General features: G+C 40.5%; 14 protein-coding genes. 1 reads left to right on the top strand and 13 read right to left on the bottom strand.

The features are described from left to right. Window positions 1-256: 256 nt before the first annotated feature. From H6G83_RS30690 to H6G83_RS30640, 11 genes are all read right to left on the bottom strand, one after another. Window positions 257-856: an isoprenylcysteine carboxyl methyltransferase family protein gene (locus tag H6G83_RS30690; protein WP_190479185.1), complete on the bottom strand. Its 600-nt coding sequence runs from the start codon at window positions 854-856 to the stop codon at window positions 257-259. Between the two features lie 11 nt (window positions 857-867). Next, window positions 868-1989: a type III polyketide synthase gene (locus H6G83_RS30685; protein ID WP_190479182.1), complete on the bottom strand. Its 1122-nt coding sequence runs from the start codon at window positions 1987-1989 to the stop codon at window positions 868-870. A gap of 236 nt (window positions 1990-2225) precedes the next feature. Beyond that, window positions 2226-8837: a polyketide synthase gene (locus tag H6G83_RS30680; protein ID WP_190479181.1), complete on the bottom strand. Its 6612-nt coding sequence runs from the start codon at window positions 8835-8837 to the stop codon at window positions 2226-2228. Beyond that, a complete protein-coding gene (locus H6G83_RS30675) occupies window positions 8825-9589 on the bottom strand; it encodes an enoyl-CoA hydratase/isomerase (protein WP_242044956.1) in 765 nt (254 codons plus the stop codon). The genes H6G83_RS30680 and H6G83_RS30675 overlap by 13 nt, the downstream gene beginning before the upstream one ends. A 2-nt stretch (window positions 9590-9591) precedes the next feature. Continuing rightward, window positions 9592-10851 (bottom strand): hydroxymethylglutaryl-CoA synthase family protein, encoded by a 1260-nt coding sequence (locus H6G83_RS36310; protein WP_190479177.1) that lies wholly within the window; start codon window positions 10849-10851, stop codon window positions 9592-9594. A gap of 4 nt (window positions 10852-10855) precedes the next feature. After that, window positions 10856-12097 carry a beta-ketoacyl synthase N-terminal-like domain-containing protein gene (locus tag H6G83_RS30665; protein WP_190479175.1) on the bottom strand — a complete coding sequence of 414 codons (1242 nt, stop codon included), beginning with the start codon at window positions 12095-12097 and terminating at the stop codon, window positions 10856-10858. Continuing rightward, window positions 12087-16208: a type I polyketide synthase gene (locus H6G83_RS30660; protein WP_190479173.1), complete on the bottom strand. Its 4122-nt coding sequence runs from the start codon at window positions 16206-16208 to the stop codon at window positions 12087-12089. The genes H6G83_RS30665 and H6G83_RS30660 overlap by 11 nt, the downstream gene beginning before the upstream one ends. A gap of 387 nt (window positions 16209-16595) precedes the next feature. Continuing rightward, window positions 16596-18011, bottom strand: coding sequence for a hypothetical protein (locus H6G83_RS30655; RefSeq protein WP_190479171.1), 1416 nt, complete (start codon window positions 18009-18011; stop codon window positions 16596-16598). A gap of 242 nt (window positions 18012-18253) precedes the next feature. Continuing rightward, window positions 18254-18568 carry an acyl carrier protein gene (locus H6G83_RS30650; RefSeq protein WP_190479169.1) on the bottom strand — a complete coding sequence of 105 codons (315 nt, stop codon included), beginning with the start codon at window positions 18566-18568 and terminating at the stop codon, window positions 18254-18256. Window positions 18569-18698: 130 nt separating this feature from the next. After that, window positions 18699-20513 carry a fatty acyl-AMP ligase gene (locus H6G83_RS30645; protein WP_190479167.1) on the bottom strand — a complete coding sequence of 605 codons (1815 nt, stop codon included), beginning with the start codon at window positions 20511-20513 and terminating at the stop codon, window positions 18699-18701. Between the two features lie 319 nt (window positions 20514-20832). Continuing rightward, window positions 20833-21501, bottom strand: coding sequence for a caspase family protein (locus H6G83_RS30640; RefSeq protein ID WP_190479164.1), 669 nt, complete (start codon window positions 21499-21501; stop codon window positions 20833-20835). Window positions 21502-22179: 678 nt separating this feature from the next. Here H6G83_RS30640 and H6G83_RS30635 point away from each other — a divergent pair. After that, window positions 22180-23187, top strand: coding sequence for a methyltransferase domain-containing protein (locus tag H6G83_RS30635; RefSeq protein ID WP_190479162.1), 1008 nt, complete (start codon window positions 22180-22182; stop codon window positions 23185-23187). A 165-nt stretch (window positions 23188-23352) separates the two neighbouring features. Here H6G83_RS30635 and H6G83_RS30630 read toward each other — a convergent pair whose 3' ends face one another. Beyond that, the gene (locus tag H6G83_RS30630; protein WP_190479161.1) at window positions 23353-23628 is read right to left on the bottom strand and encodes a peptidoglycan-binding domain-containing protein; all 276 of its coding nucleotides are present in this window, start codon (window positions 23626-23628) and stop codon (window positions 23353-23355) included. Between the two features lie 331 nt (window positions 23629-23959). Then, window positions 23960-24235 carry a hypothetical protein gene (locus H6G83_RS30625; RefSeq protein ID WP_190479159.1) on the bottom strand — a complete coding sequence of 92 codons (276 nt, stop codon included), beginning with the start codon at window positions 24233-24235 and terminating at the stop codon, window positions 23960-23962. Between the last annotated feature and the right edge of the window lie 206 nt (window positions 24236-24441).

The following is a 24441-nucleotide window of genomic DNA, read 5'->3' as shown; positions in this document are numbered from 1 at the left end:
CTGACCATTAAGACCGTAGGGGTCTGGGGGAAAGAAGCTTTCCCGATTTTTACACGGATGCCGCAATCATCACTAATTAACTGGACTGGATATAAGAGGGGTTGCGCTTTGGCTACCGGAAAGTCGGGTAAATCGAGAATTTCGTTCTTATTTAACTAATCTTCTTAACTGCCAATGAAGGCTGATAGAGGTATCGAGAAGTTTGTCAGCGCTGCAAAAGCTTAATGTCTATTAGACCATACTCCAGAGGTTCTGCTCAGTTACCTCCAGAGGTTGCTGAGGAAATCAAGGGGATTTTGGGGATAAAACGAGGTCTGTTGGCAAAAACTAAACTGTAGTTACTATTTTGGGTTAAAGCCTCCTCTTCCGTTTGAACACGCTTACTAATTATGAAAGCGTTAGCAACAGAAAAAACAATCGTGGTTAAATAAGCGCCGTGAATTAATGGTAGTGCGGCAATTTCTAGGATGACTCCCAACCAGTTAGGATGACGTAGATAAAGATAAATGCCTTTATCTACTACAGGCATATTGGGTATGGTCATAATTGGGAGAGTCCAACGTTGGCCTAAAGCCTGCATGGATAAGTAACGCAAGACTTGTCCTGCTATTGTTAGCGATACAGCGACGGCGGCTAAAGGGAGGCTAAAAGGACGATTAAAGTACCAAACTTCAGCGATCGCAGCTATTACCCAACTAATTTGTAGCACTTTCACTGCACCTAGTAAATTATCGCTATGCTTTTTTGCTCCTTGAGCTAGCATATACGCTTCGTTACTTTTGCTGATCCGCAACTCGATCATTCGTTGCAGAAAAACTACAAAAATGATCCCCAGGAAGATATACCTCGTTAACATATCATGCCCTCCTACCATTTGAGTAAAATTGCTTCCTGTGCAAAACCAGGCCCCATTGCTACCACCAGTCCATAGGAGTCAGGAGGAGACTGTTCCCCTGATAGCACTTTCTCTAGCATATAAAGCACTGTTGCAGAAGAGATATTCCCCACCTCTGCTAAAGTATCTCGACTCAATTGCAAAGTGCGACTATCTAATCCAAATTCTGCTTCAACTGTATCGATTACTTTCGGGCCTCCAGGGTGTACAATCCAACGATATAAGTTCTCAGGTTCAATCTTATTATCAGCCAGCAAACCATTAATTAATGGTCTTAATCCTTGTTTGAGATGATCCGATACTTCTGGTCTGAGAATATTTCTAAAACCACTATCAACTACATCCAGTCCCATTATTTCCACTGTATTAGGAACTAAAAAGGAACGATTATCAATGACTTGAGGTAGTCCTGATTTCGCTAAAGGATGCTCTTTTCCTACCATTAAAATTGCGCCACAACCATCTGCAAACAAAGCAGCAGTAATAATATCCATAATAATCTCACTATATAAAGAGGGATTTTCTGGAAGGCGGCGAATTAATGAAGTTAAATTTGCTTGTAAAGAACCTTGCCATAAAGCAGAAGAAATCTCTACTGCAAATAGAATTGCTGCTTCTTTTGGATGTGCTTTCAGATAATCAGCAACGCGAGAAATCCCAAAAGCTCCACCCATACAACCTACCCCATTCATGGGTAATCTTTTTATGGTAGAAGAAAAGGGAATTCGGTTCATTAACCGCCCATCTAAAGAGGGAATTGCTGGAGTCATAGAGACAGATGCCAACAAAGATATATCTTGAGGTTGGATGTTGGTTTTTTCCAGCAATTTATTGATAGCAGTTTCAGCTAAACTCAAAGAAGCTTCCAAACCTCTATTGATACTTACTTCCCATGTGGGCGGGTCGAGTAAGGAATCTAATGGTAGAGCAAAGTAACGACCGTCGATTTTAACGTTTGTGAAAAAACGATCAATCTGATCTAGATCAAAATCTAAATCTGCTACAGTAAAAAACCTGCGTAAAGCAGCAGCTAATACTGTTTGAGGATAGTACTGTTCGGGAAATGCTGTTGTTGTAGAAACTATATAACTCATGGCAAATTTTACTTGTTTTATTTGTTTGACTGGAAAACTCTTAATGAGTTTGGGTCTAATATCAAGTTCGGCTAATTACTTATAATATGGTTGTTTTGGTCGGTAATTGGTAATAGCTAATAGATAATTGTTGTGAGCCATTACCTATTACCGATTACCTATTACCAGCCCCCAATATATGATAAGTATTTAAGCGGACATGATATAAATCCCCAACTCATTACTTTCTATTTTCCTTAATTAATTGTACAGAAAATAGTTTCTTCAATAATTTTGATGATTTCATCCTCCACTCCCCGTAAAAAGAAATGGTCGCCAGTAAACATTTTCAGCTTGAAGTTAGCTTTAGTTTGTTCCTCCCAACCAGAAAGTTCTTTGATGCCAACGGTATGATCTTCAAGACCACCAAATACATAGATAGGAGCTTCTAGGGGTTCTTCCTTTGTGTGAAAGTATGTGTCTAGAAGCTCAAAATCAGCCCTGAAAGTCGGCAGAAAAGTTTGCAAGAAGAACTGGTCTTGCAACATATTTTCAGGTATTCCCCCGTAACCAGAAAGAGCTTGAATAAACTTAGGTTCAGGAAGTTTATAAATTGGTGATTTTAAATCTGGGATATGGGGCGCACGATACCCGCCTACAAATAAGTAATCGGGAGTAGGATAATTTTGTCGGCGCAGTTCACGAGTTAATTCAAAACTTACTAGCGCTCCCATACTATGACCGAAAAAGGCAAAAGGAATGTCTAGGTATGGCTTGATAATTGGTGCAAGAGTTTGCACTAGAGGCTTGATTTTAGTAAAAGCAGGTTCCTTAAGTCGATTCCCTCTTCCAGGTAATTGGATGGGGCAAACTTCTATTTTTGAGGCAAATTTTTCTGACCAGGAATTAAATACAGAAGAGCTAGCGCCTGCATGATGGAAGCAGAAGAGACGAAACAGAGGTTGAGAATTTCGCGGTGAGATTTTAACCCATTTTTGGTTGTTATCTACAACCTTTTCCACTGAATTGATGGAACTTTTTTGTTCATCAATAGTTGCATTGGCTGTTTGCACATTTCCCTTGGGAAACTTCTGTTCAATTAGGTAAAGTATTTGGATTAAGAACTGTTCAATATTTAGCTCTGACAAATATTCTACAGGAACAGCCACCTGTAAGTTGCTTTCGATGGTTTTTCTTAAATCAGTAGCCATCAAAGAGTCAAAGCCCAGTTCAGAAAGGCGCTTTTGCCAGTTGAGAGCAGCAGGAGATATTCCTACTACTTTAGCTAATAATTGACCAATATAAATCCTTAATAATTGTTTGCGAGTTTCTGAATCTGCTGCTAAGATTTCCTCACCTTTATTACTGGATGCTGACTTGAAAGGTGTAGTTTTTTCATCGCTTTTAGCAGATTCGTTTTGGGTAGGAGTAGGTGCTATTTTCAACTGTTGTTGATGTTGTTCAACTAATAGCTTTAGTAGCTTGGGTAATAGCTGAATTTCCTCTGGCGAAAGTACTCCTAATTTTTCTAACTCGCTGCTGACAAGTTCTGTTTCCCCTTTACACAAGAGATGATAAATTGGGCTGGATGTATTCTCTTGCTGGAGAGATGCTACTTTTTGTTGTTCATCCTCAGCAGCTTCTACCCAATATCGTTGTCGTTGGAATGGATAGGTGGGTAATGTCACTTTGCGACGAGGATAGTCAAGGTCAAATTCTGACCAATTTACCTCTATTCCCTGCACATACAATTGTCCCAGACTATTTAATATCTGTTGCCAATCTTTGACTCCTGGTCTGAGGGAAGGTAGCCATACGCCTGCATCGGCTGGTAGACATTGACGACCCATGCCTAATAAAATTGGTTTCGGCCCAATTTCTAAAAATATGCAGTTTCCTTCTTTGTTCAAGGTCTGCATACTTTGGGCAAACTTGACTGGTTCTTTGACGTGACGCACCCAGTATTTGGCTGTAGTTATGCTTTCATCTACCTTTTCCCCGGTAACGTTAGAAATTAAGGTAATTTGAGGGTCTTTGTAGCTGACTTGTGTGGCTATGGTTTCATATTCTGCCAGCATTGGCTGCATCAAGGGCGAGTGAAAGGCGTGGGAAACAGTCAATTCTTTGGTTTTGATGCCTTTGTCTTCTAATAGCGCCTTGACTATATCCACTTTGTCTTTGTGGTCAGAAATGACTATACTCTCAGGGCCATTGTAGGCGGCGATCGCCACTTCTAACCCACTAGCAGAAATCGCCGTTTTCACCGTTGCTTCATCCGCCATTACGGATACCATTTTGCCATTAGCAGGTAATGCTTGCATCAGCTTACCTCTATGGGCAATCAACTTTAACCCATCTGCTAAACTGAAAACTCCCGCCACGCAAGCCGCTACATATTCCCCGACACTGTGACCCATGACTACATCGGGTTGAATTCCCCAGGATTGCCATAATTGCACTAGGGCATATTCTATGGCAAAGATTGCTGGTTGCGTGTAAGCAGTTTCATCTATGGGTGATGTATCCCCGGATGCAGGATATAAAATGTTCAGCAGGGGTTTGTCTAGATAATGGCGTAAAATGCGATCGCATTCTTCTAAAGCTTGGCGGAATACAGGTTGGGTTGAATACAGTTCCCTTCCCATGTCCACATACTGCGAACCCTGACCTGTGAATAAAAAGGCGATTTTGGGCGGTTGGCTGGTGGTTTGACCTGCTAAAAGTCCTGTTGTTTCTTCCCCAGTGGCAAAGGCTTTTAACTGTTGAACTAGGTTTTCTCTAGATTCAGCTACTAAAGCTAGGCGATAATCAAAATGCGACCTTCCCGTATTGGCACTGAAACAAATATCTGCGATCGCATCTGGGGAATTAGTCTCTAAAAATTGCTGATAATCTTGTGCTAGCGCTTGTAGACCTGGCTCACACTTAGCAGATATGGTTAAGATATGGTGCGATCGCTCACTCAAATTGCTACCTTGAAGATTCAAAGGTGCTTCTTCTACGACTATATGAGCATTTGTACCACTAAAACCGAAGGAACTAACTGTCGCTCGTCTGGGATGGCGATCGCTTACTTGCCAATCTTTCAATTCTGTGTTGACATAGAAGGGACTATTCTCAAAATCAATATGTGGGTTGGCTTGGTCAAAATGTAACGAAGGCACTAATTTCTGGTGCTTGAGGCATAAAACTGTCTTAATTAAACCGGAAATTCCCGCAGAGGTTGCTGCATGACCAATATTAGTTTTTACCGAGCCGATCGCACAAAACTGTTTCTTGCTTGTCCATTGCGAAAATGCTTCTGTTAAAGCTTCCACCTCGATAGGATCGCCTAGTGGTGTGGCTGTACCATGCGCTTCTACATAACTAATAGTTTCGGGATTAATGCCAAACTTGTGATAAACCCTTTGTTCTAAACTTGTTTGCGACTGACCACTGGGGGCGCTAATGCCATTTGTATTACCATCATAATTAACGCCTGTACCCTTGATAATGCCATAAATATGATCGTTATCACGAATGGCTTGGTCATAGCTTTTGAGGAGGACAACACCGCAACCTTCGCTCCAAACTGTTCCCGATGCTGACGCATCAAAAGTTTTGCAACGACCAGCCGCCGATAACATTTGAAACTGGCTCGATAATACTTGGAAGTCTGCTGTGGCCATGATAGCAATTCCGCCAGCGATCGCCAGTTCACTCTCTCCCCGTTGAATACTTTCGCAAGCTTGATGCACAGCGACTAGTGAAGATGAACAAGCAGTATCAAGAGCAACTACTGGGCCTTTCAGGTCAAGGAAATATGCAATTCTTGCTGGTATCATCGACAGCAAATTTCCTGTGAGCGCCAGTCTGTTAGTATCTAATCCGGCAAGTGACAACAACCTGTTATAATCACCGTTGGTTCCTGCACCAACAAACACTCCACACTGTTTACCCTTAAGAGAATCAGCAGCATATCCAGCATCTTCAATCGCGTGGTAAGCTTCCTCTAAAAAGATTCTTTGCTGAGGTTCAATAAACTGAGCTTCTACTGGTGAAATCTGGAAAAATAAGGGGTCAAATTTGTCAATTTCATCTAAGAAACCAGCACATTTTGAATAGGAAGTTCCGGGATGTTCTGGGTCTGGATGATACCATTCTTTTTCTTGCCATCTTCCAGGGGGAACTTCTGTTACGCTGTCAACTCCATTTTTTAAATTTTCCCAAAATTCTCGCCAATTTTTAGCCCCCGGATATCGGCAGGAAATACCGATAATAGCTATATCTGTGTTTTTAACAGGACGGGAAATAACAGTATTTGTTTTAGTTGCTGATTCTACTTCTTCTAATAAGAGGTTCTCAGCTTTTTCTCCAGTTATTTCTCTTGCATTTTGTAAAGATAATATTGATTCTGAGTTATCTTTAGTAATCAGTTGGTTGTGACCGTTCTCAACTGGCTGTGGTTCTGGTTGAGTCAAGCCTAATAAAAGATTTTCTGCTTGTTCTAAAGAAACTGTACCTGATTGTAATTGATGCAGTACATCTTCTTGATTAGTTAGTTGGTTATGACCATTTTCAACTGGCTGTGGTTCTGGTTGAGTCAAGCCTAATAAAAGATTTTCTGCTTGTTCTAAAGAAACTGTACCTGATTGTAATTGATGCAGTACATCTTCCTGATTTACCAGTTGGTTGTGACCATTTTCAACTGGCTGTGGTTCTTCTTGAGTTAAGCCTAATAAAAGATTTTCTGCTTGTTCTAAAGAAACTGTACCTGATTGTAATTGATGCAGTACATCTTCTTGATTTACCAGTTGGTTATGACCATTTTCAACTGGCTGTGGTTCTTCTTGAGTTAAGCCTAATAAAAGATTTTCTGCTGCTTCTAAAGAAACTGTACCTGATTGTAATTGATGCAGTACATCTTCCTGATTTACCAATTGGTTTTGATTATGTAAGCGATCGCCATTTAATTCTTCCTGCCAATAGGTAGACTCTGGCATGGTTACTACCACCCTACCAATATGCTGACTACGCTGTAAATAACGGAAGGATTCAACAACATCGGCGATCGCAAATTCTTTGTAATTTAATGGCTTCAGGTGTTCGCGCTCAAAATTTTGAGCCAACTTGCCCCAAATTTGCGAGAATAATTGATTATTCTGAGCAAATTCATCCCCTAAATCAAAAGGAAAATACTTGACATCCGCACGCTTTTGAGCAACCTGCTCATGGCTCCAGATGTTCAGCTTACCAATTTCCACATATCGTCCACCCAAAGCCAGGATATCTATATTTTTCTGGATGTACTCTCCATGAGTCAGGCTATTGAAAATCACATCCACCCCGCGACCCTGAGTTATTTCCATCACCTGCTCGGCAAACTCCGTAGTCCGAGAATTCATGATATACTTGATTCCCTGGTTCTTGAGAAAATCCATCTTACCTAGACTAGCGGTAGCAAATACTTCCGCTCCCATGAGTTGAGCTAACTGAACAGCCGCTTGTCCAGTCCCACCTGCAGCCGCATGAATTAAAACTGTTTCCCCTGGCTGAATTTTGGCTAAGTTATACAAACCGTGAGCCGCCGTAAAAAAGGGTATGGGAATAGTAGCTGCACTCACCATGCTCAGGTTAGCAGGTTTAGCCACTAGGTTATTGACTGGGCAAACAATAAAGCTACTGAATGCGTCATGCACGCCGATGACCATCACCTCATCGCCGACTCGCCACTGTCTCACCCCTTCCCCAACAGCTACGATAGTACCCACACCTTCAAAACCAAAGGTGAGATTTTCCTCATTGGTAATGCCAAATTTTTGCTCATTGTACTCTTTGAGCATCCCAAGGGCGTTAATTACATCCCGAAAATTAACAGCCACAGCTTTGACTTGCACCTCAACCTCAGCATATCCCGGAACCTTACGTTGCAAAGGTGCTAAAGTTAAACTATTTAATAAGCCATAACTAGATATTTTTAATTGAACCTGTTCAAAAGCAGGAGAACTTTCTATAGTTTCTTGTTTATGATTCTGTCTCGAAATTGGAGACACTTGATTTTGAATATCTGTTTGATTTAAAATTTCTGACTGACTACTAACATTAGTTTCACCATAAATTGCCTCAATCCGATTTGCTACCTCTAATTGATGGAAAGTAATATCGTGCATCTTTAGTTCTTTTTCTAGAAATTCTGGTAATTTCTTTCTAATTTCCGCAGTTAAATGTGCTTTTAAGGTTACTAAAGATAATCTGGGTTTTTCGGCAATTTTATGCGCCAAAGTGAGAGCATGGTTTAATACCTCTTTTCTCGGTACAACAGGAAAAGGAATACCTTTGTTGGCTAACTCTTCCCCCCGATAATTTTGGGCTGTGTACATCATTTCCTGACCTAATACAGAGCCTAATTTTGTAGGTACAATGAATGTACATCCCAACCCAGGAGTAAAACCATACTTCATGAAATTAGTTGTGTAAATACTTTCTTGACTCAACACAACTAAATCAGCATATAAACCAAAAACAAAACCACCACCAATACCATGTCCTTGCATGGCGGCAATTACTGGGATTTCACAATCTAGTAAAATTCTAAAAAAATCTAACTCATTAAATTGCAGTTCTCCCTTATAAATTTTAATTAACTCTTCCTTTGTCCCACCCGAACAAAAGTAATTTCCATAGCCTGTCAAAATCACTACTTTATAACTCTTATTTTGAGCAACTGCACCAAAACATTTGTATAATCCATCAATTATTTGTGAAGAGAAGGTATTACAATTCTCCTCATCTTGCATCGTAATTTGAACAACACCGTTACCCAAATCTAGCAGTTGTACTACCTCGGAACTGCTCTTAACTGAATCTAATTTAAAATTTATGCTTGCCACGGATATACACCCTCATTATTAAAGCGCTTAATTTTTGCTTGAACAGTAGGATCGCCTAACAAACTAGAAATTTTATTAACAGCTAATTCTTGAGTTTCTGATTGAATAATCCATAACTGACTAATATAGTTTTTTAACTCTTTTACACCAGATGAAGGTAAATATTTTAAACGTTTAACATATTGACTAATTAACTTATTAGTATTACTGCCATATTCATCAACCAAGCCCAAGGTATAAGCTTCCGATGCAGATATTTCCTGAGTTGTTAATGCTAAACGATAAGCTTTTTGAAATCCTATACGCCGAATCAAAAATGGTAAAACACAAGCTGGTAATAAACCAAATAATAATTCTGATAACACAAATGTCACAGTTTCATCGGCGATAACTATATCACTGACTGCTACTAAACCTACTCCCCCAGCTTGTACTTTGCCTCGTACAAGTGACACAATCACTTTGCTACTTTGAGACATTTGTTTGAGGATGTTGTAGTAATCATGAGAACTCGCTTTGGCATCGATGTTTGTGCCGTCAGCTACTTCTTGAAAATCCATCCCTGTACAAAAAACATCAGGTAGCCCTTCTAAAATTACCACTTTCACTGTTTCATCTGCTTCCGCAGCTTGTAAAGCTGACAATAATTCTTGAATCAGTTGACTATTGATGCTATTGTTTGCTTCGGGTCGATATATTTGAATCCTTTGTACAGCACTTTGATAATCAATTTTTAAAGTTTGATAGTTCATAGTTACACCCATTCATATTCTCTGTGAAATTCCTTGATTTGTTTCAGCACTAATCGACCCTTACCTTCAATTTGTTGCCACAAACCAGGAAAGATGTTGTAATCTAGGGTGACATTGCGAGTGCCAAAGGCTACTGCACGACTGTATTGGAGTAACTGTTCATATTCTTCGATGCTTAAAGAATAGCGTGCTGTTAACTGTGAGGAAATCCTTTGTTGAGCTTGAATTTCTTTCCCTTCTGGACTAACAACCCCACTATAAAATTCTGAGGAACAGCCAGAACCATAAGAAAAGATCCCTATTCGGCGAGGTTGGCTGAAATCTCCATTGTCAATTGTGCTAGCTAGGGATAAAAATACTGTCGCCCCCATAATATTACCTACTTGTTGGCAATAGACTAATCCCGGCATCACCCTTCTTTGAAAGTCGGCTTCAATTTCTTGTGGTTTCGCCCTTTTTAGCTTACGCATCATATTTCTATGCGCTCCTTTGACCATGCCACCAAAAGGGGTATGAAAGCTCAAGTAATCAAAAGATTTTTGGTAGTCTACACCTTCAACTCGGCTTTGATAATGCAGGTAGGCATTTTCACAACAGTCTAAGTAAGAAAGCAATGATAAATCTGCATCTCCGGCTTCTGAGTCTGGCTTGGGTCGGCAGGTATCCATGACTTCATAGCCATAGTAACCGTTGCATCCCACATCAATTTGCAAAATGTAGGGAACATCACTCACCAAAAGCGCGGCTGCTCCTGCACCACTGCTCGGTTCGGCAAAAGACCAATCTTCACTCAACGCTTCTCCACCTTCTGCCAGGGTAAACCGAGAAATATCGGTGGCTATAACTAAAGCTTTAGCGCCTGGGGATGTTTGCGACAAAATAAAGTTGATTGCCATCTGCAAGCCGGCTGTACCTGAGTAACAAGCTTGTTTGAGTTCAAACATCCGGCAGTTACGACTCAGACCCAAGTAATCTTGGATATAGGTACTCATCGACTTGCCGAAGTCAATACCAGACTCGCTACAGGTAATCACCATTTCTATCCGTCGCTTGTCAGCATCGCTGAGGCGATCGATAATTGGCTTGGCGGCATTCACAGCATAAGAAACTGGATCTTCATAGGGGAGAGAAACCGCTTTTTCTTTCATCATCAAATTATCGAAGCGGCTTGTGTCCAAGTGACGTGCCTGTGCTAACATTTGCACATCTAATTGAGCTGCGCCTCCATATATATTTAGAGCTTCAATTCCCACTTGTTGCACAGATTTACTCCTTTTTGATTAATAAAGCTGTATTAATGCCGCCAAAAGCAAAACTGTTACTGATGGCATATTGAATATCAGCTTTAATAGAGGTTTCTTTGACCCAATTTAGGCTGGGATCAATGGGATTAACTAAGTTATTGGTAGGATGACAAAAACCAAACTTCATTTGCAATAAAGTGGCAATGACCTCCACCACTCCGGCTGCTGTTAAACAGTGACCTGTGAGAGACTTTGTGGAATTGAGTAAACAGTGAGATAATCCTACAGATTTCAACGCAGCTACTTCTGTTTTGTCACCTAAAGGAGAGCCTGTGCCGTGAGTATTGATATAATCAATTTGCTCTGGCTGGAGTTGTGCGATCGCCAAGGCAGCATTCATGGCTTGTTCTTCTCCTTTTTGAGATGGTTCAGGAGTCCGTTTTCCATCTAAACCTAATCCCCAACCCAGAAGTTGCCCATGAGACCTGACTCCTCTTTGTTGAGCATGGTCAGCTCTTTCCAGCACTACAACCCCACAACCTTCTCCATAAATAAAGCCATCATGATCTCGGTCAAATGGGCGACAAGCAAGATGAGGCGCATCAGCAAAACGCACAGTTCCCATCGCTCCCAGATTTGTGAATCCCTGACATTCCCATTGCGAGATGTCAAACAAACAGCCAACAGCAATGCTTACGTCAGTCACTCCCATTAAAATTTGTCGAGCAGCGTGAATGATAGCAACTGCACCACTAGCAGAAGCTGCACCCACGCTATACCCTTCGCCTTGTATCCCAAAACACTGAGAAATCAAACTCATCACATCAGTGTCCCAAAGAGTAACGCCATAAGTTGGTCGGATAAACTCAGGGTTCGATTGGTAACGCTGCCAGATTTGTTGTTTTTCACGTTCTTGGAAATTTGAACCACCGACGACAATTCCTATACGTTCGGGGTTAAATCTACCTAAAGATAGTTGTGCATCTTCCCAAGCTTCAGCAACAGCTACGCTAGCTATTTGACTACTCCATGAAGCAGTGCGTAACAGCCCGCTATGTTCAGGTAGCAAAGATTTAGCACTAATATCTGGAAGTTCTGCACCAATAAATGATCTAGACCCTTCACGTCCAGATCGTTGGAGATAACCAAACTGAGTTTTCCCAGCCAACAGAGCATCATGAAAAGCTGCTACTCCTTGCCCAATAGGAGTAACAATTCCCATACCAGTTATCTCTATTCTTATTGGTGCGGAACTATATCCCATGATGCGCTTCCAATTTAGTTGCAAATAAATCAGCTAACTCTCCAATGTTTTGCGCTCCAGCTAATTGAATTAGGGGAATATGCAAATCTAGCTCTTCCATCACCATTGTGAGAATTTCTGCCCGATTAACTGAATCAACGCCTAATTGTTTTAGGCTATCAGTAGTTTTGAGGGGGTATTTTTCTAATTTTGGTTCTACCTCATAAACGGATTTTTTAATTATTTGCAAGATGCGATTATTATTTGTGCTATCACCTTGAACTTTACTACTTGATGCAGCTTTTTGTTTGAGTTCTTGAATGATTTGATTTGCTTGTTCAACAGTTAATTCTTTATTTGCTACCTTATTTAGGATTGAGCGTAATTGCAGCCGCAAATCTGCCTGTGCATCTCCAGATGAACCATTATTTTGTGAAGATGCTTTTGCAGATTCTTGACTATCTTGGCTTAATGTGTATTCACCTGCATCTCCAGATGAACCATTATTTTGTGAAGATGCTTTCGCAGATTCTTGACTATCTTGGGGTAATCTGCTGTCACAGACAGAAGAAATTTCTTGGGTGATATATTTTGCTAAATCTAATAAGGTTGGGTAATCGTAGAGCTTGGTAGCTTTGAGATTTAAATTGTATTTTTTATTGATGGTGGTAATCCATTCCACCCCGACGATAGAGTCTAAGCCTAAATCAATAAATTTCTGATTTTCGGCAATTTCACTAATATCTGTATACAAGGCTGAGGCTAGACTTTCCTTGAGAGTTTGTTTGATTTGAGCAAGATTACCATTGCCATTATTTAATGTTGTTCTGCTTGGTGTCTGGGCAATATTCACTTGTGGCTGATGAGATTCAGCAGGTTCGGATTGAATTGCTGGAACTGTCTGAGCTAGCTGTTTTGTGGGAGTTTCTTCTGAGGAAATTTCTTGGTTGATGTATTTCGCCAAATCTAATAAGGTTGGGTAATCGTAGAGCTTGGTAGCTTTGAGATTTAAATTGTATTTTTTATTGATGGTGGTAATCCATTCCACCCCGACGATAGAGTCTAAGCCTAAATCAATAAATTTCTGATTTTCGGCAATTTCACTAATATCTGTATACAAGGCTGAGGCTAGACTTTCCTTAAGAGTTTGTTTGATTTGAGCAAGATTACCATTGCCATTATTTAATGTTGTTCTGCTTGGTGTTTGGGCAATATTTGCCGATTCAACTTGTGGCTGATGAGATTCGGCAGGTTTGGACTGAATTGCTGGAACTGTCTGAGATAGCTGTTTTATGGGAGTTTCTTCTGCTTTTGATGGAGATTTGGGAAAAGACAGTAACTCTGGATTGGATAATGTTAATTTTGGTTTTTGTAATATTTCGTTTTCATTCATTTGTCTTTCCTGCAATTGTATATGTCCATTAGTTATTGTTGTTTCCCCCTCGAATATAGAGCTAATTTTGTCTTGATTTTGGCTTTCCTGAAAATTTGTAATCCAATACCTTTTTCGTTGCCAAGGATATGTGGGTAAAGCTACTTTCTGACAGGAATAATCTTGATAAAATCCTGCCCAATCTACCTTGACTCCTTGTGCGTATAACTGCCCTAAAGTTTGCAGCATTTGTAGCCAGTCTGGTCTACTAGGATGCAAACTTGGCAACCATAGCTTTTTATTTCCTATGAGACATTCGCGCCCCATTCCTAACAAAATTGGTTTGGGGCCAATTTCTAGAAAGATTTCGTAACCTTCTTGGTGCAAGACTTCCATACTTTGGGCAAAATGCACGGGTTGGCGTACATGATTTACCCAGTAGTTGGCTGTGGCAATATTCTCTTGTGCTTTGGTTCCGAAAATGTTTGATATCAGTGAAATCTGAGGTTGATTGTAGGTGATTGTATTAGCTATTGCCTCAAATTCTGCCAACATCGGTTCCATTAAGGGCGAATGGAAGGCATGGGATACTTGTAGCTGATGTGTCTTAATTTCTTGGGCGTTTAAGCTGTCCCTGATTGTGCTTATAACCTCTCCTGCACCAGAAATGACAATGCTAAAAGGCCCATTGATGGCTGCTATTGCTACTTTTTCTTTGTATGGGGCTATGAGTTGATTGACTTTTTCCTCTGTTGCCATCACTGCTAACATCTCACCTCCATCAGGTAAACTCTGCATTAAGCGTCCCCGATGAGCAATCAGTTTTAAGCCATCTTCTAAACTAAATACTTCTGCTATTGTTGCGGCTACGTATTCTCCTACACTATGACCCATGACTACATCTGGTTTGATGCCCCAAGATTGCCATAGTTGGGCTAGAGCATATTCAATGGCAAATAGAGCGGGTTGAGTGTATGCAGTTTGGTCAATGAGTGATTTATTTAATTGTTGGTTATCTTCAGGATAAAGAATGTCTAAAAGAGATTTGTCTAAATAGGATTGGAGAATGCGATCGCACTTGTCTATGGTTTGACGGAAGACGGTTTGAGTTTCATAAAGTTGTCTTCCCATGTTGATGTACTGAGAACCTTGCCCAGTGAACAGGAAGACAATTTTAGGCGAGATGCTATCACCAGAATTTTGACTAAAAAATACTTGATTAACTTCTTGCTCTGCAATAATTTTAGATAGTTTGTCAGCTAATTCTTGTTTGTGGTCGGCGATGATAGCTAGGCGATGGGGAAAATGCGATCGCCCAGTATTAGCGGTGTAACATATATCTTCTAGCGATCGCTCAGGATGGGATTCAATATACTCTTCATATCTTTCTACCAGTTCTTGCAGCGCCTTTCCACTTCTGGCAGATAGGGCGAGTAAGTGCTGAGGACGCTCTATATTTTTTACTACTCCCACCGACTCAGGAGCTTCTTCCAAAATGACGTGAGCATTTGTCCCACCGAAACCAAAGGCACTAACACCAGCTAAACGCGAGCCTTGATTGACGTTCCATTCTTGTAGTTCTGTGGGAATTGTCAAGGGAGTATTATTAATTTTTATATATGGATTCAACTGCTGAAAATGCAGGTGAGGTGGTATCTGCTTATTTTGCAACGCTAATACCACCTTAATTAAACCAGCAATCCCCGCAGCTGGTTCCAAATGACCTATATTTGTTTTAACTGAGCCAATATAACAAGTTTGATTGGGTTGGCGACCCTTCATTAATACAGTTTTTAAAGAGTTGACTTCTATAGGATCTCCCAAGGCTGTTCCCGTACCGTGCGCTTCCACATAGCTAATTTGATCCGCCGTCACTCCAGCGTTTTCTAAAGCTTTACGGATAACTGCCTGTTGAGCTGGCCCATTGGGGGCGGTGAGTCCGTTGCTGCGACCATCTTGATTAACTGCTGAACCTCTAATGGTAGCCAGAATGTTGTCTCCATCCCTCAGCGCATCACCCAGACGCTTAAGAACAACTACACCACATCCTTCTCCCCGAACATAACCGTCAGCACTAGCATCAAAGGTTTTGCAGCGACCGTCGGGAGCCATCATTTTCGCTTGGGAAAAAATAATATGTGATTCCGGCGACAGCATTAAACTGACACCACCAACTAAGCACAGATTGGATTCTTGGGTGCGTAAACTTTGGCAAGCATAGTGAACTGCGACCAAGGAAGAAGAGCAAGAGGTTTCTACAACTAAACTTGGGCCTTGCAGGTTCAGTACATAGGATAAGCGATTAGCCGCAACGCCAAGGGTTGTCCCTGTGCCATCGTAGGCGTTGAGGCGAGAGAAATGCCAGCTTTGCAACCTGCCATAATCGTAGTTGCCAATCCCTACGAAAACACCAGTTTGGCTACTATTCAATGTTTGTGGTGCTATACCTGCGTTTTCTAAGGCTTCCCAGGCTACTTCTAAAACCAGTCTTTGCTGGGGATCTATACATTCCGCCTCGCGGGGGGAAATGCCAAAGAAACCAGCATCAAAACTACCTACATCATCCAAAAACCCACCACAGCGAGTAATCATCTTACCCGGTGTGGCTGGTTTCGGATCATAAAATTCATTTACATTCCACCGTTCTGGGGGGACTTCAGTAATCGCATCTACACCTTCACGTAGGAGATGCCAGAAGGATTCAGGGTTTTGAGCGCCAGGGAAGCGAACACCTATGCCAATAATAGCTATTGCTTCCATTGTGCTTATCCTCATATCTTGACCTCTTCCTACAAACATTGATTTTGCAAAAAGCAGATTTATTTTTATTGTTGCTAGACAAAGGGATGAATTTATTTTATTGCGTTTTCATACTGTAGTTTTAGTTAGAGCTACAGTATGGACATTGCAAATATATAGGATTCATACTTGATTTTTGAAATATACGTAGCCCACCTTATCATGTTTGTGGTGAGCAGTGCATCGGCTTACAGGTAGTGAGATGTTTATGGCTACGCTCCCGTAAGGGATACAGAAATCAAATCGGATTCCTATATATATTCAATTCATCCCTTTATTATGCAACTACCTTATGTTGTTGGCTTTGATCCCTAAGTAAGAATTTAAGCCTTAATCACAATTTTCAGGTTATTTACTCGCCCCCGCAGTAAAGGATTTAGAAAAGTCTCTAAAGGACTCGATATTTCTTTGGATGGCTTTTTCCATCGATCCCCCTTCAGCCATCAAACTCATTTCCCGGTTGACAGGCCACATATAATCGAATTCGCCGAAAAAGTAACGCAGGTCTGTTAACAAGCGATGGTGATACTTGAGATTGACATGAAAACCTTCATGTTCATGACACAAGCATTTCTCCAACCAGTGCATAGTTTCTTCGTGAGACATATCGAAGACAGGACTGCGGAGTAACTTGTAGTATGAAATTGTGAACCAAGAATCGTCTTGGAATATGGCAGGTAAACCGCCAGAAAGACCACCAAGCAGACGACTTTGCGTTACCTTGACTGACAAATTGCCCATGTATCTTTCATATGCTGTTGGTTTAGCAAAATCCTTGTATACATCTTGTGCAATCAGCTTGGACATTGTGGTGTGGTAAGATTCATCCAACAAATGGTAACGGGAAACTTCTGTTGGCGTTGGGATGAATTCTCCTGTTTTTTCTAAGTCTCTGTAATGCCTTGTGTATTCATATTCAGCTGTTTTGAGCAGCATATTGGCTATGTAGCGGAAGCAGTAATATTGAGAAGCTAAGAAAGATGAACTTCCCCAACTTAAGGTAAACAACCTCAGCAGATATCTAGGAAATACTCTTAATATCCCTGTTCTGGGGCCTGGAAGAAATAAATCTTTCTTCTCCAATTCATTTAAATAGGGGGAATAGCAGTCTGCTTTGCTTTTGAGTCTGATATTTTTTAGTAAGCGGAGGGCAGCATCTTCTAAAGCTAAAGGTGTCGAACTTAGGGGCTTGTAACCTAATAATTTTTGCAAAGCTTTGCTAGCTGCATTCTCTTGGGAATTATTTTCCAGAGCTTGGCTTTGATTTAACTCTACAGGAGTAGTGAATGCTGCTTTTCCCAGCAGAGCTTTCTTAGTTTTATAACTGATGGTATGAAAAGCATGAATGTGGGATTTTTCCTGGTCGCTTTCCAAATGTAATTCTTTGCAGAGCATTTCATAGCCACCAATAGCGAAAAACACTCCATTCGTTACATCATTGTAAAGTATGGTGTTTGCTTCACTAGCAGCAATCTGGCTATACTGCGTCACCCAATAAAGATGATTGAGAGCAATTCTTTGTGAGTGTGAGGCTTCTGCATAAAGCGGAGTGCCGTAAAGAATTGACAGTTCAGGATGGCTCCAGTAATGATTACTGTTAGCACTGTAGTTAAAGCTTTTATCCAACTCCTCTATTTTTTCTGTGTAGTTGGATTCGGTGTTGTTCTTGTAAGTGATTTCAGTGACTTTTAGATGCTTGTTTTTATTGTTCTCTATTAGGGTTGACGATTCCTCGTCTTTAAGCCTTACATTAACGCTAGTCATTGTTGGTTTTACCTCAAAGTCAATAATAGGAAATGTTGATTCATTACCATCAGGTAACGTCAAGGAAGCTTAATTCAGTTCCAGATATTCTCAAGGGGATGGAAAAGCTACAAGAGTAGAGAAGTTTTTTACTAAGCAACCCAGAGGATGTTTGAAAATATCGACTTTTCCCACAACCTCTCCAGCAGCATCATATTATGCTTAAAATTTATGGTTGATGACTGCTGATACTGACAACTTGATCATAAATATTCTGCTCTGATGGAATCATTCAAGTGTCGAGCCAACTCTTCAATAGATGGATAATCATAGATTAAAGTTGGTTCTAGGTCTATTTCCAACCAATCTTTTAAGTCACCTACCAATACTATTGCCGCAGCAGAATCAATTCCGTAGCGATCAAAAGGAATTGAGACATCTACTCTGGCTGGGTTTAAGTCTAGCTGTTCCACTAGGTAGTTAACGAGCCAATTTTGAATTTCTACCTTTGTGGGTAGTTTTTTGGCAACTGCGCGATCGCTGGAAATTGAATTAATCTGATTATTTAAGGTTTCCATCTTTCTCTCTATGGTTGTAGTTCGTTTATTCGGGTTTCTATCATCTTAATATTATTGAAGAGTATAGAAACAGATACAATATTTCCCTTGTGAGAAGCAATTTCTCTACTACATCTGACTTCTGCTTTGCTCAACTTTTTTTGGCAAAAGTATTGAAGATAGATTCAACTTCATCTTGAAGACGGATGAATCCAGATTTATATTGAGGATTTTCGCTCCAATCTTCGACTACTTCTAAACTGCCATTCAAGAATTTAGTCCGACAAGCATGACGTTGAATTTTGCCGCTAGAAGTCTTAGGAATACTGCCAGTCTTAACTAAGACTGTGGCATAAACCTGTATACCATGCTCTGCTGCCACCGCTTGAGTGATGATCTGTACTACATGATTTACATCCAACTTCTTCAGATAAGTACGCTCTACCTCTTGAACAATTATTAATTGCTCTTTACCCTTGACCTCTATGGTAAAGGCAGCTCCGCAATTCAGCCGCAGCCCAGGGTGACTTTTCTGAACTGTCAGTTCGATATCTTGGGGATAATGATTTTGTCCTCTGATGATAATAATGTCTTTAATTCGTCCCGTAACATACAACTCCCCATCGTGCAGAAAGCCTAGATCCCCTGTGCGTAAAAATGGCCCTGAACCATCTTTCAAATAAGCCTCAAAAGTTTCTTGAGTCTGTTGTGGACGATTCCAATAGCCTTTAGTCACACTAGCACTAGATACCCAAATTTCTCCAACTTGTCCATCGGCACAAAGTTCACAAGACTCTAAATCAGCTATCACAATTTTATAATCTAACCAACTGTGACCACATCCAACTATCGGTTTAGTTCCTTCTTCAGAGGATGGATGGGGATGAGTTACATCTACTATTTTGTTTTCCTCTAAAGCTTTTGTTTGTACCCATTTGACGATGGGTGGAGATTGTTTGAAGCCTCCAGATATAAATAGAGTTGCTTCTGCCATGCCATAACAAGGATAGAAAAATTTCTCTTGAAAACCACAATCTCTAAATTTCTCAACAAAGAGCTTCAACGTTGTGTTGTGAACTGGTTCTGACCCACTGTAAGCAGAATACCAACTACTAAGGTCAAGTGTTTTGAGTTGTTCGGCATTCACTTTGTTCACACACAAATCATAAGCAAAGTTTGGGCCTCCACAATGAGTGGCTTTGTATCGGGTAATTGCCTGCAACCAACAAGCCGGCTTCATGAGAAAAGCGACTGGTGGCATGAGATAACCGATAAAACCTGTGTACAAAGGTTGAATTACGCCATCAATCAGTCCCATATCATGAAAAGTGGGCAACCAACTCACTGATACGCTGTCTGATGTGAGTTCAAATGCTTGTTTAATGCACTCGGAATTGTGTACCAGGTTATGATGAGTCACCATCACCCCTTTAGGTGTTCCCGTAGAACCGGAAGTATATTGCAAAAACGCCAGACTCTCAGGTGTGATTAATTGAGGGACAAAATCTTGAGGATCAGCTTCTACCTTATCTGTAGCCACCCAGTTCAACTGAGTTAATGAGTCTGTTTCTTCTTGCCACCTTTGACTAATGTCTAGCAATATTGATGAGGTTGTCAGTGCTAATTTAGCCTGGGAATCATTAACGATGGAAAGCAATCGAGATAACTTTTGATTACGTTTGGGAGGATAAACAGGCACTGCTATTACCCCAGCGTACAAACAGCCAAAGAAGGCTGTAATAAACTCTAATCCAGAGGGGTATAACAATAAAGCACGTTCTCCTTTCCAAGGTTGGAGATAGGCGGCGATCGCTCTTGAGCGTTTGTCCAACTCTTCGTAGGTAAAACTTGCTGTTTCTTCTTCTCCGTTTTGCAGAAAGATATAAGCTTGTTTATCAGGTTGAGATTGGGATCTATAACTGATGATATCTATCAAAGATGTTCTTTCTGGCTTTAGTAGTTGCATCTATTGCTCCTTTATTTATTCTTTGTTAAGTAATAAAACAATAAAAAACATATGTTGCTTGTAGTTGATCTGGAAAAATAAGTCATGTCAATAATCTTGCTCTATTGACAACAGAGTTCAAAATTATTTTATTAATCTCTAGTTAACTTATTGACCAATATTTAGGCGATCGCCCTCAGATTGCGATGATTAATTAACTTAATCAATGCTGGTTTTTCCTAAATTCTTAGCTTTGATTTTCATCATGGCTACAGGTTTGATATTCTTTCGTTGAACAGCGAAAGCAGCCAGTTGCAAGAAAAATAAATTTTTCTTGTGATCAATTCCAGCTATGGAGATATTTTGCCAGACTGCCCTCAGTTAATAGTTGTTCTACTTCTAAATATGACAAGCTCAACCTATCTAATAGCCTTTTTGGTCTATAAATACGAGCGTTAGGCTCTGCGGTGTTTGCTTCTATACAACTACGAATATCCAAGTTTGAGGGACAATTATCCTTAACAATAACAATAGTAGCATGAAGGTTTTCCTGGGCTACCTCTACATTCAGCTTTGCCATTTCCTGAGTTGCCAAGTCCCATCTATCTGGACTTTGGCTGTCGTCACAAACCAACGTTTCATTGATTCGATCTGGTTGGATAGGCCAAAACTCTTCCGCAGTTTCCTTGTGAGAAGTATGCTCTGCATAATACAGAAATCTCACATCTTCTTTCCTGGCTTGGCTTAGATGCTGACAACAACCATCAATGATTGCCTCTTGAGCAGCATCTTTGTTCAATAATGCACACAGATGTAACTTGTATTCATCAGTGTTTACCTGTCCTTGTAAATACTCTTCAATTGCAGTTACATCTTTTACACAGCCCTGCAATGGACGAAAACAAGTTACATATTCATCAATACCAAAGGGAACAACACATAGACTATCTGTCATAATTGCCACAAAAGTCTTTTCTTGACGATCTGTTTCAATCAGTTCAATTTGCATGATTCATTTTTGGATTGATTTACTCTACCAAAAACTGGCTCATACTCAGCCCAGTCAAAACATAAGCAGCAATCTTATGCCTCACTTCATACGTTTTCAGACGTATGCAGAGCTATGTGCATAGCAGCTAGCTTTAAAATTTTTTTCGTACAAATCATCAGAACAGCTTTCAACACAATCTTACCAGTACCCGTAAATTTACGATAGTAGGTAATGTGAAGAAAATCTAAAGAAGCTAAATTTCTTAACTTATTTTTTGTCTTGTAACTCGTGATTTTCTAGAAAATTCCTGGCTTTCAGAATAAAAAGCAACTTCAAGTTAAATAAATGTAAATTTTTGTAAATATAAAAAAGTAATACATGATACCTTTATAACAATCTATAAAATTTGCTTATGAATAAGCCGACAGGTAAACAAACTTTGCAGATTACGCCATACTTGCAGTTAATAGCTTGACGTATAAATAAGTACATTTATTTCAGCGTGAATAGAATTGCTAAAGTCCATACTGGCTATTACCTCGGCACAGACAGCTAGCTCGTTGTCCCATCGGATTGAGCAACTAGGGAGGTGGAACTGTCAGTGGTGTTAGCAGTTTATGGTCAGTCATAGGGCCATGCTACTTGAGTTTTTTTAGTCAACCAGCTACGTTAAGTGTATAGGCAGCTTTCAAAACAATGTCAACCTTGCTATATTTTGTAATTGGTGTTCTTCTGTTTTTAGCGATCGCACTTGCAGCTTATTTCCTAACTCCTCGCAAGTATCAATCTTCTGTTACAGTCGCCAACTCCTATGATGAGTGGACTGTAGACGGCATCCTAGAGTTTTATTGGGGAGAACACATTCACCTCGGTCACTACGGTTCGCCGCCACGAAGGAAAGATTTTTTGGCAGCTAAATCTGACTTTGTACATGAAATGGTGAAATGGGGTGGTTTAGATAAGTTACCACCCGGAACCACCCTTTTAGATGTGGGCTGCGGCATTGGGGGTAGTAGTCGGATTTTAGCGCGAGATTATGGGTTTGCTGTCACAGGGATCACGATCAGCCCACAGCAGGTAAAACGCGCCCAGGACTTAACGCCCCAAGGGCTAAACGCCCAGTTTGCGGTCGATGATGCAATGGCATTGTCGTTTCCAGATGCCAGTTTTGATATAGTCTGGTCGATTGAAGCAGGCCCGCATATGCCTGATAAAGCCGTTTTTGCCAGAGAATTAATGCGGGTGTTAAAGCCTGGTGGACTGTTGGTTGTAGCTGACTGGAATCAGAGAGATGACCGCCGCCAGCCGCTAAATTTTTGGGAAAAACCAGTAATGCGGCAACTCCTCGACCAATGGTCTCATCCAGCTTTTTCCAGCATAGAAGGCTTTAGTGAGCTTCTAGAACAGACAAAATTAGTCGAAGGAGAGGTAATAACAACAGATTGGACAAAAGAAACCCTTCCTTCTTGGTTAGACTCAATCTGGCAAGGGATAGCCAGACCGGAAGGTTTGCTGCGTTTTGGACTATCTGGTTTTGTCAAATCTTTACGTGAGGTTCCCACCTTTTTGCTGATGCGTTTAGCATTTGGTACAGGTTTGTGCCGATTTGGAATGTTCCGTGCTGTACGGGCGAACTCACCTACAGAATTGATGGACAGCAACTTGGTTGAGCAAAATCCTTCCAGCTTGGTTAAGAAGTGGTAGACAGCATATTTTTCACCTTCTTTACTCAAGCTTGATATTGAGGATATATGCAGTAATCACCTCTCAGGTATTTAAGCACATCTTTTCGTCTTGGCTGTTGACGGTTGACTGTTGACAGTCAACCGTTAATGAACTTTTTCCCAGAATGCTAAAAATTCTGATTAATTACTGATTTGGGACTAACGCAGTCCAGGTATTTGCACCAACAACACCATCGACCGAAAGCCCCATAGCTTGTTGGAAGTTTTCGACAGCAGTAACAGTTTCGTCCAGATAGTTGCCAGTTACAGGTAAGGTTGTCCCATCGGGTAAATTACCGTAGCCTTCTGAGATTAGAAGTTGTTGTAAGATAGCAACTGTTAAACTGGAGTACACAGGTTTTTGCAGCTGTAACAAATCATCAGTAAGATTGGCGATCGCAATTTTATTTTCAGTAGCCATGAGTATTTCTTCCTTTTTTAATGATGTTTAGTTTGGTTATGGGTGAGTTACTGTTCTCAGCACCACTAATATTGAGTTTGCTGCTTGCCACCATATTTGATGGTGAAGAAAGATAAGTTATTTACAAAGATAAGAAAGATTTATTATCTAAAGTTGGTAATTGAAGCAATGCAGATTTACACTCATATAAAGCAAGAGGCAAAAGGCAGAAGCCACCATTTGCTCCTGCCTTCTACCCTCTGCGTTTCTTTGTTAGCTTATTAAGTTAACGCTCAAACTTTTTCCTGTTTCCCGTTGTCTGCTATAAAATTAAGCTAGCAAATCAAAAGCCTTACCGGATAACTTGTAATGCAATTAAACCCATCAATACCACAAGACCCAGCGTTCTCCGAAAATAATTAACACCTTGAAACAATTCCATCCATGCCCAAGTAAATAAGGAGGCGTTTGCCACAAAGTTTAATACTGTATTGATTTGGCCAGTTGTAAATATCAGACTGAATAAACTGGCTACTATCCAAACAATCAGGGGTGGGTTTGGCGCTTGAGCTACAACAATGTTGCCTTCGCTATCACGAAACGTCTTATCAAAAAACGTACTTTCCATTATCTTTGACTCCAATTCTTTAAATATATTCAAACATTTAGATAAATCTCCTACCCACCATCCAATTGCTGAGATTAAAGTAGTAAAGGCTATTTATCAGAAAAATGGGTTTAAAACCCCGTCGTTCTACGACGGCTTTATGCTTTTTGTGATAGCATAAGCATGTGGTTAATTGGTCGATATCCATGATTGTCTACGAGTTCAAA

The organism is Anabaena azotica FACHB-119 (genome assembly GCF_014697625.1).
GTDB lineage: Bacteria > Cyanobacteriota > Cyanobacteriia > Cyanobacteriales > Nostocaceae > Trichormus > Trichormus azoticus_A.
Note: the sequence above shows the minus strand (reverse complement) of the source record. Positions and strands in the feature narration are given on the sequence as shown.